The following is a 25,444-nucleotide window of genomic DNA, read 5'->3' on the forward strand; positions in this document are numbered from 1 at the left end:
TCGTTGCCGGCGAGACGTTTTTGAATTACCGTTGGCATTGCTTTACATATTAATTCCTGCTTGAATTCTAATAATAACTCAATAAATGGAACGGAGGACGTTCAGCTCATTGAGCGCAGCTCGACCTAGCATAAACTGGAGACGAAAGGCGGAAGCAACGTGCTACAGCAAGCGGTAACTTTGAAGGACAATTGGGAGCTTTTGTTTGATTTTGAGCATCGCTATGAGTATCCGGCCGATGCGCTTGCATCGCCAGCATGGCAGGCGGCAAAGGTACCAGGCTGCTGGGATGTGCTGACGGACAATAAGCTCGCAGATGGAGCGGTTTGGTACAAGTTGGTTTTTGATGCGCCGAGCGAGTACGGCGGCGAGCTGGCTGCGATTGATTTTGAAGGCGTGAACTACTTCTCCGAGATTTGGCTTAATGGGCAAAAGATCGGCGAGCACGAAGGCGGCTGGAGCGGCTTTCGCATTGCGCTTAGCGATGCACTTCGTGCTGGCGAGGCGAACGAGCTTGTCCTGCGCGTCTACAAGCAAGGGGAGAAATACCCGCTGCGCCAATGCCTTGCTGGATTTCTGCCCGATGTCGGCGTCATCTTCGGAGGCATCTGGAAGCCGGTGCATCTCGGGCTAGTCCCACAGGGCGAACTAGCAGATGTTTTCGTGCAAACTCAGACGCTGAATGGTGTTCCGCGTGCATCGGTCTCGTATCGGCTAGACACCGCCGCGTTAAGCAACGTAGTGTTGACCATTAATGCACAGCTTCGTGGAGCGGATGGCACTGTCGTGACCGAGCTGCTCGGTATCCCCGCGCAAGGTGGACACGACGGCGTGATCGAACTGCCTGGAATTGATGGCATCGCACTCTGGTCGCCGGAGAATCCTGTGTTGTACTCGGTAGAGCTGACACTCCTACAGAACGGACAACGAGTTGACCGCTACGAGCACCGCTTCGGCTTCAAAACCTGGTCGATCGACGACGAGCGGCTGCTGCTGAATGGCAAACCGGTTCAACTGCGCGGCATCCTCCACTGGGGCTGGTATGGAGATCTTGTTGCGCCGATTCCGGACCGCGAGGCGATTCGCGCCGAGCTGAACCGTTTGAAGGAAGGCGGCTTCAACATGGTGAAGCACTGCCTGTACGTGCCAGTCCGCGACTATTATGAGCTGGCGGATGAGCTTGGATTTATCCTCTGGCAAGAGCTGCCGATGTGGTTGCCTGAGGTAAACGAGGAGTTCAAGGCACGTGCCCTCGAGCAGTACGAATCGATTATGAAAGAGATTCGCAGCTATACGTCGATCGGAGTCTGGACGCTTGGCTGCGAGCTGAATCACGAGGCGGATGCCGAGTTTCTGAAGGATCTTTACGAGCAGGCGAAACGTCTGACGGGCGGCGCGATTATCCGCGACAACAGCGGCTCGGGCGAATGCTATGGCGGCTTGCTCAAGGAGTATGCGGATTTCTATGACTATCATTTCTATACCGATGTTCATTTCTACCCTGATCTGTTGAGCCGTTTTGCCGGTCCTTGGCGGGAGAAGAAGCCGTGGGTTTTCGGCGAGTTTTGCGATTATGACGAGTTTAGACCGATCACGCAAATGATCGAGCGCAAAGGCGAACGTCCTTGGTGGCTGCAATCCGACACGAAAATGAATCCGGTCGCCCGCGATTCGAGATGGCAGTACCACAGGCAGGATGAGAAGCTCGCTATGCTTCCGCTGCCGTTCACCGAAGCGGAGCTGACGGCGAATTCACGCGAGAGCGCTTATGTGTACCGCAAAGCGGTGCTTGAGCAAGTAAGGGCTTACCCTCATATTAACGGATATACGCTGACGTCGATTCAAGATTCTGGCCTTGCGTCGAGCGCCGTGTTCGACGACTTCGGCGAATGGAAGCAGCCGCCGGCACGCTTCAAGCAAATTAACGGTGCAACGATGATTGCCGTTACTTGGGACGCGCGGAGAAACTGGATTAACGGCGGCGACCGGCTGACGCCCTGGGATCCGTTCAACTACAACCCAGGCGAAGCGATCCGTCCGCATCTGGCTGTCTCCCATTACGGCGATGTCGCGATTGAAACGGGTACGCTGCGCTGGACATGGACGATTGAAGGACAGCTCGCAAGCAGCGGGGAACGTACAGTAGAACGCCTAGTGACAGGCGGCTTCAAGGAGATTGCAGTTGCCGAGTGGACGCTTCCGCAGACAGAAGAAGCGCTTCAATTGGTGCTGCAAGCGGAGATCGAAGCGGGCGGACACGTAATCGCGACGAACGAGTGGCCGATTTGGGTACTGCCGAAGACTGCTCGACTTCCTGAGCAGCTTGCAGCAATTGCAATTGACAATGGCGGCAACGGGCTATTCCGCGACTGGGCTGCAGTGCATCCAGGTATTCGCGAATGGTCGGAAACAGGAGACAACGACGGCATCCGCGTACTGCTGACGGCGAGATGGACACCGGCTATGGAGAAGTTCGTTGCCGCTGGCGGTCATGCCCTTTATGTGGAGCGCGGTTACGGTCCGCTAGCCGTTAAGCAAATGCCGTTCTGGCGCGAATCGCTGCAATTATTCCATAACCATCCGATTATGAACGCATTCCCGCACCGCGACCATACCTCAATGCTGCTGTACGGGCTCGCGTCAGATCTTGTATTCGACCGTTTGCAGCTCGGCGAGCATACGCCGATTATGGATCGTCTCGATGCGCGGATCTTCGAGCTGGACCGCTACATGATTGAGGAACGCGTCGGCGCAGGCAAGCGCATATCGACCACGCTTCGTCTTGAGGGCGGACTCGGCAGCCAGCCGAACGGGCTGGAACGTAACCCGGCTGCTCTTTATTTGCTGGATTGCATCTTAAACGAACTGCTCTAAGGAGGAACGATTGCAATGACAATGGGCTACTCTTCCCTGGCAGACCTGTCGCGTATCCGCGATGCGAGACGGCGCCGCGTATCGAGCTATGACCGAACTGGCGGTAACTACGACTGAACAATCATTCCCGCGGGAGAAACCTCCGTCATTATGGATGTGAAAGGCGCAGGCTCCATCCGTCACATCTGGTGCACGCTGTTCTCTGCTGAAGAAGGCATTACGCCATCCGATGAGCAGCATGTATTGCGCAAGCTGATCATTCTCATGTACTGGGACGGCGAGTCCGAGCCGAGCGTCGAAGCGCCTATCGGCGACTTCTTCGGCATTGGTCACGGCGTGACTCGTAATTTCTGGTCGTTGCCTTTTGTGATGGCGCCGGATGAGGGCCGCGGGTTCAACTGCTTCTTCGCGATGCCTTACGGAGATTCGGCGAGGGTGGGAATCGTGAACGAATGCAAGAGCCAAGTGAATTTCTATTACTATATCGACTATGAAGCGTATGACCAGTTGGAGCCAGGTCTTGGTCGATTCCACGCGCAGTGGAGACGGGAAAATGCAACCGATTCGTGGGGCGCAGAGCTGCCGCTCGATGCACCGCTCGGTTCGACTCACGAGGGTCATATCAAGCTGACGCAGGAGCTGTGGAAGGTGCCGAATCTGGACGGCGAGGGCAATTATGTCATCCTGGAGGCAAGAGGCCGCGGCCATTATGTTGGGTGCAACCTGAACATCGACTGCTTCGCGCAGGAGAAGAACAATTGGTACGGCGTGGGTGATGACATGATCTTCATCGATGGCGATCCGCTGCCGACGTTGTACGGCACGGGGACGGAGGATTATTTTAACACCGCATTCTGTCCGCGTACGGAGTTCAGCACGCCATACTTCGGCATCCATATGAACTCGGGTGACGAAGCGAATCCTTGGCGCGGCAAAAATTCGATGTACCGCTTCCACATCGAGGACCCGATTCACTTCAGAGAGTCGGTCCGCGTCACGATTGAGCATGGACATGCGAAGCGTATTGGTACCAGACGGAGCCGCATGAGCCGTTCCCGAAGATGCTGCCAATAGAGCAGCGGCTGCCTAGACCATAACATATACAGGAGGGGTTCACGCGATGGAAGGGCATGGACGTTTTACGAAGATCGGACGCAGTTTCGGCATCGGTATTGTCGGACTAGGCGAAGGAAAAGGACTTGTAAAAGGGCTTGCGGGCCATCCCGATCTTACCGTCGTAGCCGTATGCGACGCGAATGAGCAGCTGGCGCACTCCGTTGCGCAGCAGTTCGGCGTTCCGCACCACTATAGCTCGTTAGAGGCAATGCTGGCACATGAAGATATTGATATCGTGGCGATTTATACGCCGGATCAGCTTCATTTTACGCATATTCGGCATGCATTCGAGGCGGGCAAGCATGTGCTGTGCACGAAGCCGCTCGTGAATACGCTCGACGAAGCGAGAGAGGTCGTCGAATATGTGCGTGCGACTCCGGAGCGACAGCTAATGGTCGGACAGAGCTCGCGCTTCTTCGGTCCGATGCAGCATCAGCGCCAGGCGTATGAGGCGGGCAAGCTTGGCGCGCTCAGCTTCGCAGAGACGCAATATGTGCATGATATGCGCTGGTTCTACAACGAACGTTCGTGGGCACGCGAAGGCGGCTTCGATCTGCTGTTCGCTTGCTGCTCGCATCCGGTCGATCTTATTCGCTGGTATATGGGCGATGTAGAGGAAGTTACTGCATACGCGAGCCAATCCGAAATCGCGAAAGAGAATGGATTCCACGGCAACGATACGTTCGTCATCAACCTGAAATTTAAGAGCGGCAAAGTGGGGCGCGTGCTCGGCTTGTACGGTCTGGAGCATCTTCACCAGACACGCCCATGGATCGAAGTGGCGCTGTACGGCTCGAAAGGGACGTTCATCGGCAAATATCCGCAGCTCGAGGCGCAGATCAAATACGAGGGCGAGAAAGAGCGGATCGAGCATTACTTCGAAGATATCTATCACTACTTCCAATTCGAAGGCGTCAATCATCATGCGGGTGAATTCGTGAACTATACGGAGCATTTTGCGAGATGCTTGCATCAAGGCGTGCCTGCGCAGCCGGATGCGGAAGATGGCTTCCGAACAATCGCGACACTTGAGGCGATCCGCCAGTCGATCCGCGAGGGCCGTCCGGTTCGTGTGCAAGAGCTGTAATGCGCGAAGGTTTGTCCAAAATCAAGTTGCAACGATTATTTGCAATCGATTGCAAATAATCGTTGCAACTAGTTGTGCAATCGATTACAATGACGGTAATACTTAATTTGAAAACGGTTACATTACTATTCATGAATTTTTGCAATCGATTGCACGAATTTAAGACAGAGATCGCAGGTCTAGCATAATTGGAGGAGAGAACCGGTGGTTAGCATCTATGATATCGCCAAAGCGGCCGGAATGTCGGCGGCTACCGTCTCGCGGGCACTTGCAGATAATCCGAAGATTAGTCGCGCATCCCGCGAGCGCATTCATCGCATCGCTGAAGAAATGGGCTATCGCCCGAATTTGCTCGCACGCAATTTCCGGCAGAAGTCCTCGTCCATGATCGGTCTCATTACGGACGATGTATCCGACGAGTTGAGCGGAATGATTGCCAAAGGGGTCGAGCAAGCGCTTCGCGAGCATGGCTTCACGATGCTCGTACGCAATGTGCATCACGACTCGGATAACGAGCAGGAAGCCATCGATTACTTTGCAGACATGCAGATGGACGGCGTTATCTTGGCAGACTCGACGCTTGATGCGCTGGCAGATGTGCCGATGACGAAGCTGCCATTCGTGCTCATTAATCGTTACTGCAGTGCGGAGGAACCGATCAGCATCGTATGCACGGATGACTTTGCAGGCGGGTACGATGCGACGGAGTACCTCATTAAGCTGAATCATCGCAAGATCGCCTTCATCAACGGACCTGAGGACTGGTACTCCAGCATCCGCCGTCTGACGGGATATACAGAAGCGCTTGGCAAGCATGATATAGAGTACCGCACGGACTATGTCAAGCACGGCGACTGGTTCGAGGACAGCGGCTACCGCCTGGCACTCGAATTGTTCCGCTCGGAAGATCCGCCGACAGCTGTCTTCGCGGCCAACGACATGATGGCGATCGGGGTTACTGACGCCGCTCGCGAATGCGGGCTCCGCGTGCCGGAGGACGTATCGGTTATGGGCTACGACGATCGGACCATTGCGAAGTACGCAAGGCCGCGGTTGACGACCATTTCGCTGCCGATGTTCGAAGTCGGCATGATGGCAGGACACGCGTTGTGCGAGATGATCGCGACTGGGCAGCTGCCAGATGGGAAATCCGAGCGGCTGCTGGTACGGGGACAGGTTATCGAACGAGACACAACGTCGCAATACATGGCAAAGCCGACTATCGCTCCAGAGCCCACGCAGGATTTTAACAAATAGAGTGAGGTGTGACCATGCAAGGGGCAGTTAGCGAGCTGGATACAGTTCCGAGCGCAGTTCCAAATGCAAGCCGAAGCAAGCTGCAAAGAGTAAAGCGGGAGCTAAACCGCGGGAAATACGTATATCTCATGCTGCTTCCCGTGATGCTTTATTATTTGATTTTTCAATATCTCCCAATGGTTGGAATCGTCATTTCATTCCAGAACTACGCCCCGGGACTTGGATTCTTTGAAAGTAAATGGGTCGGCTTTAAACACTTCATCGACTTCTTCAACGGCTATTATTTTTGGAGATTGATCAAGAACACACTTCTGCTTAATTTTTGGCTTCTCCTATTCGGGTTTCCGGCGCCGATCCTGCTCGCTCTGCTCCTGAATGAAGTGCGAAGCTCACTGTTTAAGCGTACAGTACAGACCGTTACCTACATACCGCATTTTATTTCGATGGTCGTTATTGTCGGCATGATCAAAGACTTTGTTTCCTCCGATGGCTTAATCAATCAAGTACGCGATCTGCTTGGGAAGGAATCGATCGCTTTTCTGCAGCTTCCGGAATTTTTCCGAACGATCTACGTGACGAGCGATATTTGGCAAAGCATAGGATGGAGCTCCATCATTTATTTCGCAGCATTGACCGCCGTCAATCCTGATCTTTATGAGGCTTCCGAAATGGACGGGGCAGGGAGATACAGGAAGATATGGCACATTACATTGCCGGCGATTCAACCGACGATAGTAATTTTGTTGACCCTGACAATCGGTAACTTGCTCAGCTCTGGCTTTGAGAAGATATTGCTGCTCTATCAGCCGCTTACTTATGAAACGTCGGATGTTATCTCCACTTATGTATACCGCAAAGGGATTCAAGATTCATCGTTCAGCTTCGCTTCAGCAGTCGGTTTGTTTAACACGGTTGTCAACTTCTTGCTGCTCATTATAGCAAACCGAATAAGCCGAAAAATTTCCGAGAGCAGCTTATGGTAGGAGGGGCAGCAAGTCATGGTGTACAAACCATCGTTTGGCGATCGCCTGTTTGATTATATCAACTATGTTATATTGACGCTCCTCATGCTTTCGACCTTTTATCCACTCTATTACGTATTTGTCGTTTCGCTAAGCTCGATCGGCGAGATTGCCAAGCACGGCTCGCTTATGTTTTTTCCACGCGGCTTTACGTTAGAAGCGTATCAAGACGTCATTGCAAATAACTACATATTGAAAGGCTTTAGAAATACCGTCTTCTACGTTGTGCTAGGAACGTCTATCAACATGGTTATGACGATTCTTGCAGCATACGCCTTGTCCCGGAAATGGTTAATGGGACGCAAGGCTTTCATGATCATCATTGTAATAACGATGTTTTTCAGCGGTGGACTCATTCCGACCTTTATCATCGTACAAAAGCTGCATCTGTACAACACCATCTGGGCGCTTATGTTGCCTGGAGCGATGAGCGCATTCAACATGATCATGATGCGCACGTATTTTCAAGGCCTACCAGAGAGCTTGGAAGAATCGGCACGAATCGATGGCGCGCATGATTTTCAAATCTTGTTCCGCATCATTCTGCCGATCTCGATGCCGATCATCGCGGTTATGATCTTGTTTTATGCGGTTGGGCACTGGAATTCCTGGTTTTCGGCATCGATCTATTTGCAGAACAGGGAGCTCTTCCCGCTGCAGCTTATATTAAGAGAGATTTTGATACAGGGCCGCATCTCCGATATGGGCGGAGATACTTCAAACGTCGCGCATCAAGTGGCAAAAAATTTGAAGTACGCAACGATCATCGTAAGTACAGTACCGATTCTGCTCGTGTATCCGTTTATACAAAAGTACTTCGTCAAGGGGGTTTTGCTCGGCTCCTTAAAGGAATAGCCTTCCATGAATTCAGTGATGGAACCGGAATTGATGTAGTGCTAGCCCGTCAGGGTAAATTCTTACTAGGGGGAAGTCTCTATTATGAAGAGAGCTTTCAAAGTAATTAGCATGGCATTATCCATGATTCTAATCGTGGTCCTCTCCGCATGCGGAGGCAATGGCAACTCCAATTCCAATACATCTGATGCGAATACATCAACCTCTAATGCATCTTCTGATACAAGCGCTAATCAACCCGCAGATACGGCGTCTACGGACAATAAGTCCAGAGATGACGCATCGGAATCCAAGTTGAAGGATTTCAGCCTCTGGACATGGCTCGGCTCGGTCGAATCCTGGGGCGGAAAAAGCTACGATGAAGTTCTGGCTTACCAAGAGCTTGAGAAACGTTCCGGCGTGAAAGTGAAATACGTGCATCCGACAGGCGACGCAGTAGAGTCGTTCAACCTGATGATGACGTCCGGCGAAATGACGGATGCGATCTGGTACCGCTGGAATCCGGAAAGAATGAAGCAGTATTCCGATGCGGGACGTATCATCGATATTTATCCACTCGTCAAAGAGCATGCGCCTAATTTGATGGCGCTTATGGAATCCGATGCTTCCCTTAAGAAGCAGTTGGTCGATCCGCAAGGTCATATGTACTATATGCCATGGATTACGCAAGATAAATTCCTTGGCTTCGGTGAAGGTCTGGTTCTTCGCGAGGATTGGCTGAATAAAGCCGGATCTGGCGTTCCGAAAACAAACGATGAACTGTACAACACCTTAAAAGCGATGAAAGACAAGAAAGTGAGCGGAGCGAAGCCGTTCGTAGGCTTGACTGGTTATGCTTCGCAAATTTATAAGCTCTTCTACGGTTTCGGTGTTGCGGACGACTGGTTCATCGACAATGGCAAAGTCGTATACGGTCCAACATCCGACCGTTATAAGGAAGCATTGAAATGGTTTAACAAATTGTACAAAGAAGGCTTGCTCGACAAAGATTACCTGACAGGAGAACAAGACATTTATAACAAGCATATTGCTGACGGTCAGGCGGCAGGTCTTATCGACAATACGGATGCGGAAGGCACAGCAGCAAAAATGGCGGCGGATGCAGGCAATCCGTTCCAATTCGTCGGCATTCCTTATATGCAGTACAACGGTAAGTCTGTATCCCTGAACTCAACTGCGAAACGTGTTGCCCAGCCATATGGCTTGGCGATTACGAGCACAGCGAAAGATCCGGCCGGCATCGTCGCTTACTTGGATTATGGTTTCTCCGACGAAGGTAAAACGCTGTTCAACTGGGGTATCGAGGGCGATACGTTCGAAGTGAAGAACGGCAAAAAAGTGTATACGGACAAAATCATGAAAGCAACAGACAACGTCCCTGGCGTAGAGATGACTAAATACGTGAATCCATGGTGGATTACGGTAACTGATGCCGATTCCGCCAAAGCGCTTCTGGATGCGAATGGCTTGAAAACACGCGAAACATGGGCAGATGTCGACACTTCAATGGCATTCGAGCCGACGCTCTTCATGACGCCTGATGAGAGCGAAGTAATGTCAGGCGCATCAACGGACATTGCAACATTCAAGGATTCGATGAGAGACGGCTTTATTACCGGCGCGAAAAACATCGATTCCGAGTGGGATGGCTACGTGAAGACGCTGAACGGAATGGGCATTGAGAACATTCAAAAGGTGCAGCAATCCGCGTACGACAGATTCGCAGCAACGAAATAAGGCCAGCAGGGCGTCTCCATCGTCTACTGGGACATTGAGACGCCCCTTTCATAACTGCTTATTCTTATCGAATGAATTGATAATCAAGGAGTTGTAATGATGAGCCTGACGGTGAAGCCTTATTCAGGAATGATTATTACGGAAGATGTCACCTTTGAGCCAGGTGAATACATATTCAAAGACGGTCGCGGCATTCTTGTGGCTGGCAGCGGGATTACAATCGACGGAAACGGAGCTATTATTCGCGGCCGCGGCAAGGTCGGCAGCATCTACAGCTATGCAGGTAACGGCTTGTTCGCGAGCGGTCACAGCGGCGTAACGGTGAAGTCGCTAGCCCTTAGCGGTTTTCAAATCGGAATGAAAATAATGAACGGCAAGAACTGGATCATTGAGGACAATGATCTGTCAGACAACTACACAGATCCGGACTTCGGCTGGGGTGACGGCGAGCCGTTCGGCGCTCTCTATCTGGAGAACGTATCGCATAGCCAAATTTGCAATAACAAGGGCAATAACGTTTGGAACGGTCTCAACCTCAAATACAGCAACAATAACATCGTTACCGGCAACGAGATGTCGCATTGCACCAATGTTTGTTTGAAGCTGTGGGGTGCATCGAATAATGAGATTAACAACAATGTTATGAATTATGGCATTCGGATTGCCCCGGGAGAAGTACATGCGCGCGATTCATCTTCCGTTCTTATCGAGAATGGTTCCGATAACAATCGGTTTATGTTCAATGATTTCACCTACGGCGGGGATGGCGTATTTATTCGATCGTTGAACGGATGGGTCAGTCGCAGGAACTATTTTGAAGGGAACGACGCTTCTTATGCCCATAACAACGCTTGGGAAGTGTGGGACCCCGACAATACATTCGTCAATAATAAAGGGAACTACTCCAGCTACGGTTTCTGGCTCGGCGGCTCCTGCCATGCCGTGCTAATCGGGAACGAAGCGGCTTATAACGGCACTCGTATCGCAAACGCCCCGGAGCCGTTCGGCAATGCCGGCGTTGCCGTCGTGAACGGATCAAGCAGCCATTTCGTGATGCGGAACAATCATATTCACCATAACAAAAGCGCTGGTCTAGCCATCGGATTCAAGGACGGCTACGAGTCCTATCATTGGATTATCGAACAGAACGTCATTACGGATAACGATACGTACGGCATCTATATAAAGTACGCGAACTGGATCTCGATATCAGGTAACCTTATTGAGAACAATCGACTTGGCGACATTCATGAGGACGTGAATGTTTCAAATGTCATTTACAATAAAAGCGAGTCCGTAACGGATGCTCAGCCGCCAAAAGCTAATGCGCGTCTGTTGACATCTCGGCCCGAAGCGGGGCAAGCGGTTTTCATCGATGCTGCTGGCAGCGAAAGCATGAATGGCGAGGCGCTTTCCTTCCGCTGGGAAATGGGGGACGGCACTGTATTGGAGACAAAAGAGGTAACCCACTCCTATGCTAAGCCTGGCTTCTACAGGGTAGGGCTAACGGTAACGGACGGTGTATTGTCGGCACTGGACTGGATCGATGTTTATGTCGTTCCAAGTTCGGATTCGGTTATAGAGAAGCTGCATTTGGAATCGGCTAGGTTGTCAGGCATCGCGGGTGGGCAATTTGCTTCGCTGCAGGTAGACGAAGTGCATCGTCTGTTGAACGAATCGTCCCTACTTGTGACATCGGCTGCTACGCTGACGCAAGTTGATCTTCCGATTCAAGCGGGAGAGAAGCTAAATGAGGCAAGCAGCCTCGGAATTTGGCTGAAATACCTGCATGAGGTCAGAGACGGCTTTGGACATGGTTCCATAATCGTCAAGCTGATTCAAGATGAAAGCAACTATTTGCAATATGTCATCAATTATCCTTTCTACAACTGGGGTAAAATCGCTTCAGAAGCAAGATATGGCTGGAGCTATTGCGAGCTTCCTCTTGCTATCCGTGAACTTGACCCGACTTCCGATGCATGGCATGCAAGCACGGTGGGAGCCCCGAAACTGGAGAACTTAAAACAAATGTCGATTTCCTACGCCTCCCATGGCGGATTTTTCAGCGCATGGCTGAATGAGATTGCATTTACTAACTGAACCGAAGGAGACGTAGACGGCATGACACTATCGAACAATGCAGCTCTCTCGCACCACACCTTGACGGGGGTGCCGTTCACGAGCGTATCGATCGAGGACCGTTTCTGGAACAATCGGATTCGGGCGACGCAGAAGTCGACCCTAGCTGCTTGCTTGGCGCAATGTGAAGCAACTGGCCGGATTTCGAACTTTGCCAAAGCGGGCGGCTTGATGGAAGGCGGCTTCGAGGGGATTTTCTATAACGATTCCGATGTGTATAAGGTGCTCGAAGGCATTGCGTACTCGCTCATGATCGAGCGCGATGAAGAGATGGAGGCACAGGCGGACCGAATCATTGATCTCATCGCCGCTGCTCAGCAGGAGGATGGCTATCTGCAGACGTTCTTCACGCTTGCGGAGCCGGAGAACAAATGGAAGGATATGAACAAGCACGAGGAATATTGCGCTGGCCATATGGTTGAGGCGGCGATTGCCTACAAGCAGGCGACGGGCAAAAGATTGTTCCTCGATGTCGCGACCAAGCTTGCGGATCATATCGATTCCTTGTTCGGACCGGGCAAGCGCCATTGGGTGCCGGGACATCAGGAGATCGAGCTCGCGCTGGTGAAGCTCTATGTGGAAACAGGCGAAGAGCGTTACTGGAAGCTGGCATACTGGCTGCTCGAGGAGCGCGGTCATGGTCATGGCGTGGGCTATAGCTGGGATCGCTCGGACTGGGGCGCCGCGTATTCGCAGGATGACGTACCGGTCCGGGATATCGAACGCGTCACCGGGCATGCCGTCCGTGCAATGTACATGTACGCAGGAATGACGGACGTTGCCATGCTGAGCGGCGATCAAGGCTATATCGATGCGCTGGATCGGATTTGGCACAATGTGGTGGACCGGAATATGTACATCACAGGGGGCATCGGCCCTTCGCGCCATAATGAAGGCTTCACGGAAGACTATGATCTACCAAATGATAGCGCATATTGCGAGACTTGCGCCTCCGTCGGGATGGTGCTGTGGAATCACCGGATGAATCTGCTGCATGGCGATTCGAAGTATGCGGATATCGTGGAGCGTGCGATGTATAACGGCTCGATCTCGGGCGTTTCGCTGTCCGGCGACAAGTTCTTCTACGTCAATCCGCTAGAGTCAGACGGTACGCATCACCGGGTTCCGTGGTATGACTGCTCGTGCTGTCCGACGCAGATCGCGCGTTTCATTCCGTCAATCGGCAACTATGTTTATGCCGTGCGCGGCAACCATGTGGTCGTGAATCAGTATGTCGCGGGAACGGGAAGCTTGAACCTTGACGGGGGCAAAGTCGTGCTGCGGCAAGAGACGGAGTATCCGTGGAATGGCCGCATTACGCTGCGCGTTGAGATGTGCGAGCCGAAGGCAGTGTTCGGGATATCGCTCCGTATTCCGGATTGGTGCAAATCGTTCCGCCTTGCTGTCGGCGGTCAAGAAGTGAGTGACGTCGAGACGGTGCGGGGCTATGTTCGTTTTCATCAAGCATGGCAGCCTGGCGACGAAATTACACTGGAGCTGACGATGCAGGTGGAACGCGTATACGCACATCCGCTCGTACAGGTTAATGCGGGTAAGGTTGCATTGCAGCGCGGTCCGCTCGTGTACTGTGTCGAGGAGATCGATAACCTTCTGTATGATGCGCTGAAGGTCGATTCATCGACGAGATTCCGGACGCGTTATGAGGCGGAATTGCTCGAAGGCGTTGTTGCTATCTATGCCGCGGACCCGAGCGGTGGCGCGCAGTTCAAAGCAGTGCCGTACTACGCTTGGGACAACCGGACGCCTGGCAAAATGGAGGTATGGCTGCCGGAGCAAGCGGATGCTGCAAGGCTGTATCGGTTCTAATTGATTCATAGTTGGAAAAGCTGGCAAGACCGCTTAAATCGCAAACAATCCCGCTTGTAATATGCCATGCGGATCTGCATCAATAATGGACCATCATCAGTGCGGATCAGCACCGTTCTTGCGGCTTGCACATACCGGATTGAACCCACCCGTGTCCCCTCCTCCTTTCCAACTTGGGCGAAATTCGGCGTCATCCAAGATGGAAATGCCCATAATGCAAAGACCACCAGATTTCCGGTGGTCTTTAATTCTACTTTAGGACATACATCACGATTGTAAATTCATTCATGATCGGCCTCCGTGATGAAGATAATACGAAGCCTGGTTCACTGTCCCTGGGTCATTACGATCGAACACGGATTATCGTCTTTCCCTTGATCCGCTCGGTTGGGTTGAAAGCGGCAACGGCATCGTCGAGGCTGGCGATTTGGCCGATGTTTGTTCGTAGCCGACTATCCCGGACCCGCTGGACGATCTCAACCAATTGTGTCCGATCTGGCTCGACGACAAAATGAATCGCCAAGCCTTCGGCCGGCTGTACCTCGGGCGGGCCTGCGATGGTCACCAGCATTCCGCCTGCGCGAACTAGACTAGCAGACCTCTTCCCGATGTCACCACCGATCACGTCGAAAACCAGATCGACGCCACCGACGTCCTCCAGTGAATCGTTGTCGAGGTTAACAAACTCATGCGCTCCGAAGTCGAGCGCCGGCTGACGGTCTGCTGCGCGTCCGGTACCAATGACATAGGCTCCTGCCTCACGGGCGAGCTGCGTCACCATTGAACCGACTCCACCGGCCGAGCCATGCACGAGGACACTCTGTCCCGCCTGGAAGCAGCCGTGTACGAACAGTCCCTGCCAAGCGGTCAGACCCGAGATCGGCAGGCTCGCACCTACCGTGAAGTCAATATCGCCTGGAAGCGGTGCGAGGTTGCGTGCCTCGACAGCCACATATTCCGCGAGGGTGCCGTCGCGAGTCCAGTCCGCGAGCCCGAATACCCGTTGTCCCACCGATAGCCCCCTCGTGCCAGGGCCGAGTGCGGTTACTATTCCTGCCACCTCGTGGCCAGGGATCGACGGAGTACGGTCGCGGCCAAGTCGGTCGGTCCAGGTTGCATGCCATATTAACTCGCCGGGGGTGAATCCTGAGGCATGAACCTGAACGAGTACATCGTTTGTCGCCGCCTGCGGTTCTGGTCTCTCCTCCAGTGTCATTCCGGCCGTTCCCGCGTTCTCATTTCTTACCACTATCGCTTTCATTCGAACACCTCACCTTTAATTTATTTGACCCATTTCACAACATCTTCGAACGGTCTGCGTATTCTCGGTCCCGGCTCTTTTATGCGATAACCGAAGGCGAGCATGACTGAAATGATAAAGTGTCCGTCTTCAAGCAGCTCTTCCTCCTCCAATATCCGATTCATTGTCTCCATATCAAAACCTTCGATCGGACATGAATCAATACCAATCAGTGCCGCAGCCGTCATCATGTTTGCAAGCGGAATCTACGTCTGTTTGATACCCCAATCAGTAAGAAAACGTTCGCAAACCTTCTTAGGAATAAATCCCCAATCCGTAACGCCAAATTCTTTTCCATCTCATCTCTTGTTGCAGCAGCACAAATCCCACTTACGTTCATTGCACTAAAAATGCCGGCAGAAGGAACATCGGATTTATTTTGATCTTCAATTCAATCACGCCTTCAACTTGTATGCTTTACAAAAAAATGAAAAATATTTATGGAACAGTTAAATCCAGGAGGCTCCCTTATTTGGTTCGTCGTCTTCTCTATATAGAAGACGACGAGACGCGAGATATCCATTGCGCACGGACACGGGCGCCCTGTGTGTCAATACGACGACAAGGTGATGGTCTTCTAACAACTTAATCTGATGATTAACGTCAGTTGGGAAATTCCTAGTTGCTCCGCTGCTAGCGTAAAGTGCAGATGCTCACAAACGGCCCTAAAACATATTGTCTAAACTCCATCCTTGTTCGCCCCCGAATAACGAGCACATCATTATGTTCCATCAAAAAAAGTTTGTAATTCATCATTCGCCATCAGTTTCCCGGGTTGCAAAGGCTTGTCCATCTGCGTGCCCAAGGACTCGCGAATTTTGGTACTCGTATGACCTGATTATGTATACAATTCATCGGATACCACCTCGGGCCTTCCCGCTTGAAACGGAGGAACCGCCAACGTGATTTCAAGTTGGTCCTTCGATATTTCGTCGAACGAAGCGACAATAAACAGGTTGATTCTGTCCAGAATTAGTTGCTTAACGCAAGCCGTCAATAACAGACAGATCATCAATGCCGTGCAAAGTATCCGTTTCACTTCGGTTTCTTCACCTTTGTTCTGAGGATGTCGTATAAGTAGAGAAAAGGGAGGTATCCAAAAATCACGCTCATCCCCGACATTCGAGGGGATGTTGATTCTTTAGAACGTTCTTTATTTTTATTGAACAAGATGGATAGCTCACCATTTACCAATAAATTTAGTTATGATACTACTCTAAAACAGCCCTCAGAAACGGTACAAGAAATCATAACAAGTACTCGTTTTATAGTGCCTATTGACACTTATTAGGTTAGACCAACGGGTCACGATGATAAAACACATGGGTGACCGATTCGTTAAATAACTTCTGATGAAGTTACTTACTAAGCTAACGGGACACGATAGTTCGATCATGACACGACGGCAGCCGGCCTTAGAACGATCGGCTGCTGTCGTTGCGCGAACGGGCATTAATGTTAAATTTATTTTCTGTAAGATGCAGGGAGAAGTTGTCTGAAAACGGAATATTATTATGATTTTGTTTTACTACAATTTGAGGAGGAGATGAGACATGCAAGCGAATAAAGTAAACAAAGTAGAGCAAAAAATGCGAGACATTACAGGAATGACTTGTATTTACGTTCCAGTCAGCGACGTCTATGAGTCCGTTAAATGGTACCAGAATAATCTAGGTTGCCTGCCTTCAAACATCCATCCTGTTGAGCCCGGAATGAAAATGTCGATTTTGAGGTTTCTCGATGATGAAGGTTCCCCTCAAGACGCTGCTACAGGGTCAATTCCTGCTTTGTTCCTTAGAGAATCTGGGGCAGAAGGTGGTCGGCTCGGATTTACAGGAACGTGGGAAATCGGTGAACGACATGCAGTGGGTTGTTTCGTCACTCCTCACATCCAAGAACTTTTCGACCGTTTTAAAGAAAACGGAGTTAACATTATAGGCGAGCGGATAACTTGCGGTCCAAATGTAACGTTTACAGACCCTGATGGAAACGTGTGGGAGATATGGCAACCTTAATTATTCAACTAACGGGTACAATAGCTCAATCATGACACGACGGCAGCCGAGCTGATAACGATTGGCTGCCGTCGTTGCGCTAACGGGCAGGATAATTCAATCATTTCGAGAATTACCGGAATTATGGATATTGAAATGGGGGGATTATTTTGCTGAAAATTCAAGCTGCTTTTGTGGATCGTGATGGAACATTAGGTGGGAATGGTCATTTCATTCATCCTCGCGACTTTGAGTTATTTCCTTCAACTTTAGAAGCATTGCAGTTATTAAAAGATCATGGAATCAAAATATTTGCCCTCACTAATCAACACATCATTTCTAAGGGCTTAGCAACGGAATCAGATTTTCAAAAAGAATTTGAAGGATATGGGTTCGATGCGGCATTTATCTGTCCCCATGAGCCTGAGGATGGCTGTGATTGTCATAAACCACGTCCTGGCATGCTTCAAAAGGCGGCATCTGACTATGAACTAGACCTTACGCATTGTGCTGTAATTGGTGATGTTGGTTCAACAGATATGCTTGCAGCTGCCGCAGTAGGAGCCATAAAAATCCTTGTAGAGACAGGCTGGGGAAAGCAGTCTTTGGAAAAATATCGCCATAAGTGGTATGAACATGCATCACCTGATTTTATTGCAAAGGACCTCTTAGATGCTGCAAAATGGATAGTTGGCAGCAACCCTAGCGAATAAATGTTTTGCGATAACGGGCACTATAGTTGAATGGAGACGCAACGGCAGCGGGCCACATGATCGGCTGCCGTCGTCCATTGAAGTAACGGGCAGGTTAACGCAACAAATCCATTGCAATTACGTATAGGATATACTTGGAAAATTAGCAGGTTTATGAACGGAGTTGGAGGACATATGGAGAAATTCAATAATTCTTCATTTGATGAAATAAAGAAGGTTGTCCTGCAAGAAGTATGCAAGGAAAAGGATTATCTGAACAATCTTTCCTTTGATCCGAAACCTTTTTTTGAGATTGTAAAAAGATATATCGATCTATGGGATCCCGTCTTGCTGCTAGCAATGGAATGTCCCGAGGATGAATATGAATGGGAAATTAGAAAAATATCGATTTATATTATAAAACATATCGACAACTTAGATGTAATAAAACTTGAAAGACAAATCAGAGAGGTACTTGAGGATACTTTTGAAGAGGTGATTATTCAAGACCAAAGATCGATTGATACAGCAACTCGAATTCATGATGCCATAAGAGATCTCATTAAATGAACAGCAGCCGTATCGTCTGCCGCGGGTACGAAGATACTTTCGGGATGACCCGAGATGTGGCGAAGACGCAGCTTTCGATTAAGTTTAGGGAGTATTTCACACGTATGACGGAGATTTTTAACGTTCCGACTACCGTAGTGGGAAACGATTAGAAAAAAGCCGCTTACCGGATGTACAACCGGCAGGCGGCCTTTGTATAGTACTTACCATAGATCATGACGACATCCTTCTTGAGCTCCTCGAATCGGCTGCCGTCGTTGCGCTAACGGGCAGCATTCCTATTATGAAGTTTGAGAAACAAAAAGACTCCTTGGTATGATGTATGTGGGTACCAGATGCTCGTCAGCGACCGGATCCAAATACAAACCAAGGAGACTATAAAATGAATTCTACTCAAAATGAACGCATTAATCAAATTACTTCTTCTACCTTAATTGTTGGAGTCGACATCGCAAAATTCATACATGTGGCCCGAGCGCAAGACTACCGAGGAGTCGAGCTTGGGAAGCCAATTACGTTTGGGAATAACCGAGAAGGCTTTGAATTGTTCATTAGCAATTGCCACGGAGCAAGGGCTCCAGGACGTCATCGTTGGCGTGGAACCGACCGGTCATTACTGGCTGAGCCTTGCTCACTACCTAAGAAAACGTCAAGTTTTATGCGGTGTGATTAATCCGTTGCAAGTGATGAAAAGCAAAGAAATAGATGACAATTCCTCAACCAAGAACGACATCAAAGATGCTAAAGTCATCGCACAGCTCGTCAAAATCTTCCCCAGGGTATCTATGCCGAACTAAGGGAAGCGATGAAAATTCGCGATGCTCAACCCCGATGTGGATCGAACGTTCTAACTTAAGACAAACTAATTAAAACTTACCGTTTTCGTTTGCCCATTTCTCTTTAGGCAAGATTGTCTCGTTGACATCCCAGTGTTCTACAATTTTGCCATTTTCAATACGTAAAAGGTCATAGAATGAAGTATGTTCACCTCCGAAAGTACCTTCACTTGCAGCTAAAACAAAATTTCCTTGCCCGAGAACGATATGGATTTTTTTGTATTTCATTTCAATGCCTTGCTTTGCCATTGATTCAAGATATGCTCCAAGGCCAGATAGACCATCAGCGACTGCAGGATTGTGTTGGATGTATTTATTTTCGTTGATGTACGATCTCAATTTATCCGGATTTTGTCCCATTAGTACATCCTGAATAAAGTTTTTGACTAATGCTTTATTTTCTTCGGTTTTATCCAAATCAACAATTTCAGTAGGTCCATCGAACATGGTATGTCCGCTTGGCGTTCTTTCAACTTTATCTTGCAGGTTGTCCCAGTGCTCAACGATCTGACCATTTTCAAAGCGGAAGATATCAAAGCCTGCTTTCGGTCCGAAGAAATTGTAATCTGTATGAAGTGCTACTATATCACCATCAACAAGGACACGTTTAATATCGACTTTTGTTCCTGCTTGCGTGAGTTGATCCATAGCCCCCAACATGGCTTCTCTTCCGCTGGAGAAGTTAAGATTGTGCTGGATATATTTATCTTGATTAACCCATTGTGTAATTGCTGCTGGATCTCCACTTTCTAAACTTTTTAAAACAGCAATTGCCTTATTAGCATTATTGGTAGCTGGCGTTATCATGATTTGTTACCTCCGAATATTATGTTGTAGGTTTATTAACTGACGGACGTAGTCTACTCGTGATCCAAGGAAGTGGCGGCATTTATACGAATAACGAGGGGTACATAGATAATGAATTCTCACACAAGCTTCTCAAATCTATGTTTAAATTCCTCGGTGTTGAGGATCACCAAATCATTCCAGATTAAGGTATAAACGTGCTCCACAAAGAAGCAGTACTGGATAAAGCAAAAGGGATATCCCGGTTTTCGCGCTCTTGAACCCCAGGCACTCAGAACAGTGCTGTTTACTTCCGGAATTTCCTTGCCGTACAGATCAATTTGCTCGATCGATTTGTTTTGATTCATCCTGCGTCCTGCGGTAGTTCTCAATAAAATGTTTGCCGACTTCAAGACTAACTGAATCAGGGGAATCAACAGCGCATTAATAACAAGTAATTGTTCATTTTTCCACTCCTAAATTCGTCCAATTGGCGATCGATTGTATCGCCGATTTATTTTGACCCCAATATACTGCATTGGTTGTATTAAGTCAAATCCATTTTACGGCCTAAGGCTGACAATAGGTGCGGTTATCATTAGATTTAAAAGTATTTACCCATAATGTGGGAGGAGTTATTACGCATTATAGTATCGGAGTCGAATATGCACTGCATTGTCTAGTGTACTTAATTCCAAATGAATCAAAGATAGGTATCATGGAACTTGCGTTATTCCAATGCTTTCCGGAGACCTACTTATCTAAAATATTTACAAAGCTTGCTAAAGCGGGTATCATCTCGTCCGTTCCTGGCGTCAAAGGTGGATTTAGACCTAGCGCGGAATCCGGACAAAATTTCCTTTGGGATGTGGTCGAGAAGTGGAGGGCAAGAAGCCGATTTTCCAATGCCAGCACATTAAGGATAAGGGATATCTTATTCGCACTCGCGATTGTTTAGACTGTACAGCTTCCAGGAGCTCTTGCTCAATTAATTTAGTTATGGTCCAAGCCGAAGAGACTATGCAAAATTATTTGTTTTTCTTATGCTACAGTTCATACGCGGGATACCGCACGAGCTGGATGAATCCGCAAAAATCGACGGATGGAGCCGGGATGATTTCTTTGGACAGCTGCGAGTTCGGCGAACCATTATACGGTCAGCGTGGCACTACGGGTTTTTATCGATTCCGAGTATAAAGTGGAATGGGGCCAGCTGCTCGCGGTTTCGCTTGTGTCCACTATCCCGCCCATCCTTGTTTTCTTTGCTGCCCAGAAACATTTTGTAGAGGGCATCGCAACAACCGGCATAAAAGGCTAACAACTCTTATGGGGTTGTCTGGCAGGCCCGGTAATTGGCGCAGATCTCCGAGTTGAGCCTAGCACATTTAGAGGGAATTAGTTTATTGAAGTAATGAGGAATTGATAGTTGAATGGGGACAAGGACACAACGGCAGCCGGCCAAATGATCGGCTGCCGTCGTTACGCTAACGGGCAGATTAATGGAATAAATGAAAAATGACTCTTGATTCACTGGCTTGAAGGGCGGCTATTTTTTGCTTTGTGAAAGGATCAATTTATGAAAATAGGCCAACGTCCTTGATGCTAGTTACATAGAGCCAACAAAAATATCTGTCTTTTACTATGCAAGCTAATGGCACAACTCCATTTTGGATTACATCAGGTTGAGAGCAACATCAAATCAATTTAAGGGCCGAATTGTCAAAGAGCATTATTAATACTCAGGTAATCACCGAACCTGAAAAAGCAATGTCCTCGAAATTCTTGGGAGATTCCTGAAGGCTTTAGAATTGTGGACTTCGTTCAAACAAAAAATAGCTTGAACATGACGTAACGTAACCTTGTATAATCAAAAAAACGATAATTCGAAATGGAGGATTTTGTAAATGGCACTATTAATTTGTGGCGGAGCCGGCTATATTGGAAGCCATGTAGTTGCCGCCCTTATTGAACAGCAAGAGGAACTCGTTGTTATAGACCGCTTGGCCGCGGGAAGAAGGAAGGCTGTACTGGGCGGCAAACTGTATGATGGCGATTTGAATGATCGGGTAATGCTGGACATGGTCTTTAAGGAAAATGAAATCGAAGCCGTCATTCATTTGTCGGCCAGCTCTCTTGTCGGCGAGAGCATGACGCAGTCGTTAGAGTACTATCGCAATAATGTGGAAGGAACATTGCGCTTGCTGGAGGCTATGCATAAGCACTGCGTGGATAAAATCGTGTTCTCTTCTACAGCCGCAGTTTATGGCGATCCGGAACGGATTCCGATCCGCGAGGACGACCGGAAGATGCCGAGGAATACGTATGGAGAAACCAAATTAGCGGTAGAACGGATGCTGCATTGGGTGGAACAGGCGCACGGCATCAAATACGTGATTTTAAGATATTTTAACGTAGCTGGAGCTCATGACAACGGGTTAATCGGCGAGGATCACAACCCGGAAACTCATCTTATCCCGTTGGCTATTCAGGCTGCATTAGGACAAAGAGAAAACATGATGATATATGGAGATGACTACTCTACGAAAGACGGGAGCTGTATTAGAGACTATGTTCATGTCATGGATGTTGCCGAGGCGCATCTTCTGGCCGTGAACAGCTTGAGGAACGGAGGGAAAAGCGGTGTCTATAATCTAGGAAACAGCGAGGGCTTTACGGTAAAAGAAGTTATTGAAACCGTCAAAAAAGTGACCGGGCTGGTTTTTCCAGTGCAAATTGCTTCCAGACGCGACGGGGATCCAGCTGTATTGATCGCATCGCCTGATCTCATCAACGAAGAGCTGAACTGGTCCCCGAAGAGAGGTAGCTTGGAAAAGATGGTCGCAAGCGCCTGGGAGTGGCATCGTACCCATCCGCACGGATACGCTAAAGGGACATAACGGAAGGAGTCGGAATCTTGAAGCGGAGAGACAAGGAGCATCTAACAACCGGGCAGCTCGCAAAACGGACAGGAATGACAATTAGAACTTTGAGGTATTATGACCAGATCGGGTTACTGAAGCCATCGCATTATAACCATGCTTCTGTCCGTATGTACAGCAAAGAAGACTTAGTTCGGCTACAAAAAATTCATACTCTAAAATATATCGGTCTGACTCTTGCCGACATCAAGCAAATGATCCATGAAGGCTCACTTCCTGAGCAGGACTTAAAGAACTCTCTAGTGGTGCAAAAGGAAGTGATCCGACAAAAGATTGTCCATATGCAATATGTATCCAAAGCGATAGATGAAGCGCTGGATATGCTCCGTGAACATCAAGCAGAAGCGGATTGGGATAGTTTGTCGGACATTATTCAGGCGATTCATACCGAAAAAAATTGGGGAGAACAATACCGTAATGCGCTCCGTCTTCAGGCAAGAATCCAGCTATACGACCGATTCAGCGCTAATAAACTCGGATGGCACCGGTGGTTCTTTGATCAGTTCGGTTCAGCATCGGATCTGAAAATATTGGAACTTGGCTGTGGAGATGCCTCCTTGTGGAGCCGAAATATAGACAGGGTTCCGCCATCATGGAGCATCACGCTTATCGATATATCACCGGGCATGCTGGAAGCCGCTCGAACCAATGTTAATGATCAAAGCAATCAGTTTACGTTTCTGACGGCAGATGCGCAAGCGATTCCGTTCCATGACAGCGAATTCGATGTCCTCATTGCGAATCACATGCTATATCACGTGCTGGATATCGGGCAAGCTGTGTCAGAGTGTCATCGGGTACTTAAAAATGACGGTCTACTCTATACGTCTACCATGAGCAAGAGCCATCTTCAAGAAATGGAGCAGCTCGCAAGGACATTCGACCCGGATATACGAGTGCTGGACGATGTCATGGAACGGTTTCATTTTGATAACGGAGCACAGATACTGGCGTCTCGATTCACAGACATTGAGTTGATCCGTTATGAAGATTATTTGCAGGTGGACGAAGCGGAACCTCTTATCCAATATATGACTTCAACGCCAATGAACGCTAGGTTATATCTAACAGGTGATAAATTAGAAGCCTTCAGATCATATGTGAATGCGAAAATACAAGAAGGTAACGGAAGCATCTATATTACAAAGGATGCCGGCTTCTTTCTATCAAGAAAAAGGAGCTAGTCTGAATGATAGGTTGCCAGACAAGCGTACATAATGAGGAGGTTTTTTATGAACATTTCCATAAATCCAAGGGTAGAAATAAAGGCTGAAACAGTATTATCCGCTAATTGGTATCAGCTAAAGAAAATGACCTTTGCCTATCAAAATAACAACGGCACTTGGGAAACCCAAGAGAGAGAGGTTTATGACCGTGGCAACGGGGCTGTCATTCTTCTATACAATCAAGAAAAACAATCCGTAATTCTCACCCGTCAGTTCCGAATGCCTACTTATGTCAACGGGAACGACACGGGGATGCTTATTGAAGCGTGTGCGGGCTTGCTCGATGCGGATAGTCCTGAGGATTGTATACGCCGAGAGACAGAGGAGGAAACAGGTTACAGGATAACTAACCTGAAAAGGATCGGTCAAGCTTACATGTCGCCTGGTTCGGTGACAGAGCTGCTACACTTTTTTGCGGCGGAATACGATTCCCGAATGCAGGTAAATGAAGGCGGAGGAGTTACGGAAGAACAGGAACATATCGAAGTGCTTGAAATTTCTTTTGCAGACGCACTAGAGATGATCAGACAAGGTAAAATCAAGGACGCCAAAACGATTATGCTACTGCAATACGCGCAAATACACGGGCTTCTTCAACTGGAACGAAAAGCCAAGCATATATTAATTGCCGGACCCTACCGGTCTAATACGGGCGATGATCCGGTGCTTATCGAAAAAAATTTGCAGTTTATGAATGAAGCTGCGCTCAAGGTTTATGAAATGGGGCATATGCCGGTTCTCGGGGAGTGGTATGCACTTCCATTGATAGAAACTGCCGGCTCCCGTACCACGGGAGATGAGGTGTATGTCAGCATCTTTCACCCGTCAGCGGAGAGACTGCTGTCTTATTGCGATGCTGTTTTGCGAGTCGGAGGGGCATCGGATGGAGCTGATGATATGGTACGAGCGGCGGAGAAGAAAGGGAAAATCGTGTACCAGAATTTCAATGAGATTCCAATAGTCTTTCCAGGCAGCGAAGCAGGATAAGATTTCTTTACGGAAATGAACAAGCAAGCAAGTTATTTAGTACGATAACGGCTTTGGATGAGACATTAAAATTGAAGTGATCTGTTTGAAACACTAGTGTCACGTTTAGCACGCAATTGAAAGTAGGAAAAATGGATACTATTCTAGTGGAACAGAGCGGTTACGATAGTTGAATGGCGGTTGCTTCGGCGACCGCTTTT

20 protein-coding genes and 4 pseudogenes are annotated in these 25,444 nt (G+C 48.9%); 19 read left to right on the forward strand and 5 right to left on the reverse strand.

Annotated features, from left to right (window positions below):
* The first annotated feature begins 159 nt into the window (after positions 1-159).
* The 9 genes from BMZ79_RS25815 to BMZ79_RS25855 all read left to right on the forward strand — a co-directional run bounded on the left by BMZ79_RS25815 (position 160) and on the right by BMZ79_RS25855 (position 13,914).
* Entirely contained in the window at positions 160-2,874 is a 2,715-nt protein-coding gene (locus tag BMZ79_RS25815; protein WP_090645867.1) for a glycoside hydrolase family 2 protein, read from the forward strand.
* A 150-nt stretch (positions 2,875-3,024) separates the two neighbouring features.
* Positions 3,025-3,948: a glycoside hydrolase family 172 protein gene (locus BMZ79_RS25820; RefSeq protein ID WP_218154794.1), complete on the forward strand. Its 924-nt coding sequence runs from the start codon at positions 3,025-3,027 to the stop codon at positions 3,946-3,948.
* 46 nt (positions 3,949-3,994) lie between these two features.
* Positions 3,995-5,077 (forward strand): Gfo/Idh/MocA family protein, encoded by a 1,083-nt coding sequence (locus BMZ79_RS25825; protein ID WP_090645869.1) that lies wholly within the window; start codon positions 3,995-3,997, stop codon positions 5,075-5,077.
* A 204-nt stretch (positions 5,078-5,281) separates the two neighbouring features.
* A complete protein-coding gene (locus BMZ79_RS25830) occupies positions 5,282-6,334 on the forward strand; it encodes a LacI family DNA-binding transcriptional regulator (RefSeq protein ID WP_090645872.1) in 1,053 nt (350 codons plus the stop codon).
* Positions 6,335-6,348: 14 nt separating this feature from the next.
* Complete coding sequence (locus BMZ79_RS25835) at positions 6,349-7,317, forward strand: ABC transporter permease (protein WP_090645874.1); 969 nt, start codon at positions 6,349-6,351, stop codon at positions 7,315-7,317.
* A 15-nt stretch (positions 7,318-7,332) separates the two neighbouring features.
* On the forward strand, positions 7,333-8,211 hold the full coding sequence (locus tag BMZ79_RS25840; protein WP_090645877.1) for a carbohydrate ABC transporter permease: 879 nt from the start codon (positions 7,333-7,335) through the stop codon (positions 8,209-8,211).
* A gap of 111 nt (positions 8,212-8,322) precedes the next feature.
* Positions 8,323-9,948, forward strand: a complete 1,626-nt coding sequence (locus BMZ79_RS25845) for a type 2 periplasmic-binding domain-containing protein (protein ID WP_218154795.1) — start codon at positions 8,323-8,325, stop codon at positions 9,946-9,948.
* A gap of 99 nt (positions 9,949-10,047) precedes the next feature.
* The gene (locus BMZ79_RS25850; protein ID WP_177222344.1) at positions 10,048-12,048 is read left to right on the forward strand and encodes a right-handed parallel beta-helix repeat-containing protein; all 2,001 of its coding nucleotides are present in this window, start codon (positions 10,048-10,050) and stop codon (positions 12,046-12,048) included.
* A gap of 21 nt (positions 12,049-12,069) precedes the next feature.
* A complete protein-coding gene (locus BMZ79_RS25855; protein ID WP_090645885.1) occupies positions 12,070-13,914 on the forward strand; it encodes a glycoside hydrolase family 127 protein in 1,845 nt (614 codons plus the stop codon).
* 343 nt (positions 13,915-14,257) lie between these two features.
* On the opposite strand, the gene BMZ79_RS25860 is transcribed toward BMZ79_RS25855, so the two are convergent.
* The 3 genes and pseudogenes from BMZ79_RS25860 to BMZ79_RS35695 all read right to left on the reverse strand — a co-directional run bounded on the left by BMZ79_RS25860 (position 14,258) and on the right by BMZ79_RS35695 (position 15,890).
* A complete protein-coding gene (locus BMZ79_RS25860; RefSeq protein ID WP_090645887.1) occupies positions 14,258-15,175 on the reverse strand; it encodes an NADP-dependent oxidoreductase in 918 nt (305 codons plus the stop codon).
* 20 nt (positions 15,176-15,195) lie between these two features.
* A pseudogene (locus BMZ79_RS25865) lies at positions 15,196-15,459 on the reverse strand (nitroreductase family protein); the annotation flags it as partial.
* A 332-nt stretch (positions 15,460-15,791) separates the two neighbouring features.
* Positions 15,792-15,890, reverse strand: coding sequence for a LysR family transcriptional regulator (locus tag BMZ79_RS35695; protein ID WP_143089095.1), 99 nt, complete (start codon positions 15,888-15,890; stop codon positions 15,792-15,794).
* Positions 15,891-16,767: 877 nt separating this feature from the next.
* On the opposite strand from BMZ79_RS35695, the gene BMZ79_RS25875 reads away from it, so the two are divergent.
* The 4 genes and pseudogenes from BMZ79_RS25875 to BMZ79_RS25890 all read left to right on the forward strand — a co-directional run.
* Positions 16,768-17,229 carry a VOC family protein gene (locus BMZ79_RS25875; RefSeq protein ID WP_090645896.1) on the forward strand — a complete coding sequence of 154 codons (462 nt, stop codon included), beginning with the start codon at positions 16,768-16,770 and terminating at the stop codon, positions 17,227-17,229.
* Between the two features lie 149 nt (positions 17,230-17,378).
* Positions 17,379-17,921 carry an HAD-IIIA family hydrolase gene (locus BMZ79_RS25880; RefSeq protein WP_143089090.1) on the forward strand — a complete coding sequence of 181 codons (543 nt, stop codon included), beginning with the start codon at positions 17,379-17,381 and terminating at the stop codon, positions 17,919-17,921.
* A gap of 174 nt (positions 17,922-18,095) precedes the next feature.
* Positions 18,096-18,470 carry a hypothetical protein gene (locus BMZ79_RS25885; RefSeq protein ID WP_090645901.1) on the forward strand — a complete coding sequence of 125 codons (375 nt, stop codon included), beginning with the start codon at positions 18,096-18,098 and terminating at the stop codon, positions 18,468-18,470.
* 382 nt (positions 18,471-18,852) lie between these two features.
* A pseudogene (locus tag BMZ79_RS25890) lies at positions 18,853-19,290 on the forward strand (transposase); the annotation flags it as partial.
* Positions 19,291-19,336: 46 nt separating this feature from the next.
* Here the strand turns inward: BMZ79_RS25890 and BMZ79_RS25895 are convergent.
* Positions 19,337-20,113, reverse strand: coding sequence for a nuclear transport factor 2 family protein (locus BMZ79_RS25895; protein WP_090645902.1), 777 nt, complete (start codon positions 20,111-20,113; stop codon positions 19,337-19,339).
* Between the two features lie 20 nt (positions 20,114-20,133).
* Here BMZ79_RS25895 and BMZ79_RS35345 point away from each other — a divergent pair.
* Positions 20,134-20,292, forward strand: a pseudogene (locus BMZ79_RS35345) (FMN-dependent NADH-azoreductase); the annotation flags it as partial.
* On the opposite strand, the gene BMZ79_RS33830 reads toward BMZ79_RS35345, so the two are convergent.
* Positions 20,233-20,460 (reverse strand): hypothetical protein, encoded by a 228-nt coding sequence (locus BMZ79_RS33830; protein ID WP_143089091.1) that lies wholly within the window; start codon positions 20,458-20,460, stop codon positions 20,233-20,235. The pseudogene BMZ79_RS35345 and the gene BMZ79_RS33830 sit on opposite strands and share 60 nt — an antisense overlap.
* 314 nt (positions 20,461-20,774) lie before the next feature.
* Here BMZ79_RS33830 and BMZ79_RS35350 point away from each other — a divergent pair, with 314 nt between their 5' ends.
* The 5 genes and pseudogenes from BMZ79_RS35350 to nudK all read left to right on the forward strand — a co-directional run bounded on the left by BMZ79_RS35350 (position 20,775) and on the right by nudK (position 25,244).
* A complete protein-coding gene (locus BMZ79_RS35350) occupies positions 20,775-21,050 on the forward strand; it encodes an Rrf2 family transcriptional regulator (protein WP_256253148.1) in 276 nt (91 codons plus the stop codon).
* 73 nt (positions 21,051-21,123) lie between these two features.
* Positions 21,124-21,410, forward strand: a pseudogene (locus BMZ79_RS35355) (carbohydrate ABC transporter permease); the annotation flags it as partial.
* A 586-nt stretch (positions 21,411-21,996) separates the two neighbouring features.
* Positions 21,997-22,989, forward strand: coding sequence for a UDP-glucose 4-epimerase GalE (gene galE / locus BMZ79_RS25910; RefSeq protein WP_090645905.1), 993 nt, complete (start codon positions 21,997-21,999; stop codon positions 22,987-22,989).
* 17 nt (positions 22,990-23,006) lie between these two features.
* Entirely contained in the window at positions 23,007-24,215 is a 1,209-nt protein-coding gene (locus BMZ79_RS25915) for a MerR family transcriptional regulator (RefSeq protein WP_256253133.1), read from the forward strand.
* Positions 24,216-24,263: 48 nt separating this feature from the next.
* Positions 24,264-25,244 carry a GDP-mannose pyrophosphatase NudK gene (gene nudK / locus BMZ79_RS25920; RefSeq protein WP_256253134.1) on the forward strand — a complete coding sequence of 327 codons (981 nt, stop codon included), beginning with the start codon at positions 24,264-24,266 and terminating at the stop codon, positions 25,242-25,244.
* Positions 25,245-25,444: the final 200 nt, after the last annotated feature.

It is taken from the genome of Paenibacillus sp. UNC496MF (assembly GCF_900113915.1).
GTDB classification, from domain to species: Bacteria; Bacillota; Bacilli; order Paenibacillales; family Paenibacillaceae; genus Paenibacillus_Z; species Paenibacillus_Z artemisiicola.

Coding starts and splice junctions, on each gene's coding strand:
- BMZ79_RS25820 (WP_218154794.1), top strand. CDS start 3,025: ATGGATGTGAAAGGCGCAGGCTCCATCCGTCACATCTGGTGCACGCTG.
- BMZ79_RS25825 (WP_090645869.1), top strand. CDS start 3,995: ATGGAAGGGCATGGACGTTTTACGAAGATCGGACGCAGTTTCGGCATC.
- BMZ79_RS25835 (WP_090645874.1), top strand. CDS start 6,349: ATGCAAGGGGCAGTTAGCGAGCTGGATACAGTTCCGAGCGCAGTTCCA.
- BMZ79_RS25840 (WP_090645877.1), top strand. CDS start 7,333: ATGGTGTACAAACCATCGTTTGGCGATCGCCTGTTTGATTATATCAAC.
- BMZ79_RS25845 (WP_218154795.1), top strand. CDS start 8,323: ATGGCATTATCCATGATTCTAATCGTGGTCCTCTCCGCATGCGGAGGC.
- BMZ79_RS25850 (WP_177222344.1), top strand. CDS start 10,048: ATGAGCCTGACGGTGAAGCCTTATTCAGGAATGATTATTACGGAAGAT.
- BMZ79_RS25855 (WP_090645885.1), top strand. CDS start 12,070: ATGACACTATCGAACAATGCAGCTCTCTCGCACCACACCTTGACGGGG.
- BMZ79_RS25860 (WP_090645887.1), bottom strand. CDS start 15,175: ATGAAAGCGATAGTGGTAAGAAATGAGAACGCGGGAACGGCCGGAATG.
- BMZ79_RS25875 (WP_090645896.1), top strand. CDS start 16,768: ATGCAAGCGAATAAAGTAAACAAAGTAGAGCAAAAAATGCGAGACATT.
- BMZ79_RS25885 (WP_090645901.1), top strand. CDS start 18,096: ATGGAGAAATTCAATAATTCTTCATTTGATGAAATAAAGAAGGTTGTC.
- BMZ79_RS25895 (WP_090645902.1), bottom strand. CDS start 20,113: ATGATAACGCCAGCTACCAATAATGCTAATAAGGCAATTGCTGTTTTA.
- BMZ79_RS33830 (WP_143089091.1), bottom strand. CDS start 20,460: ATGAATCAAAACAAATCGATCGAGCAAATTGATCTGTACGGCAAGGAA.
- galE (WP_090645905.1), top strand. CDS start 21,997: ATGGCACTATTAATTTGTGGCGGAGCCGGCTATATTGGAAGCCATGTA.
- nudK (WP_256253134.1), top strand. CDS start 24,264: ATGAACATTTCCATAAATCCAAGGGTAGAAATAAAGGCTGAAACAGTA.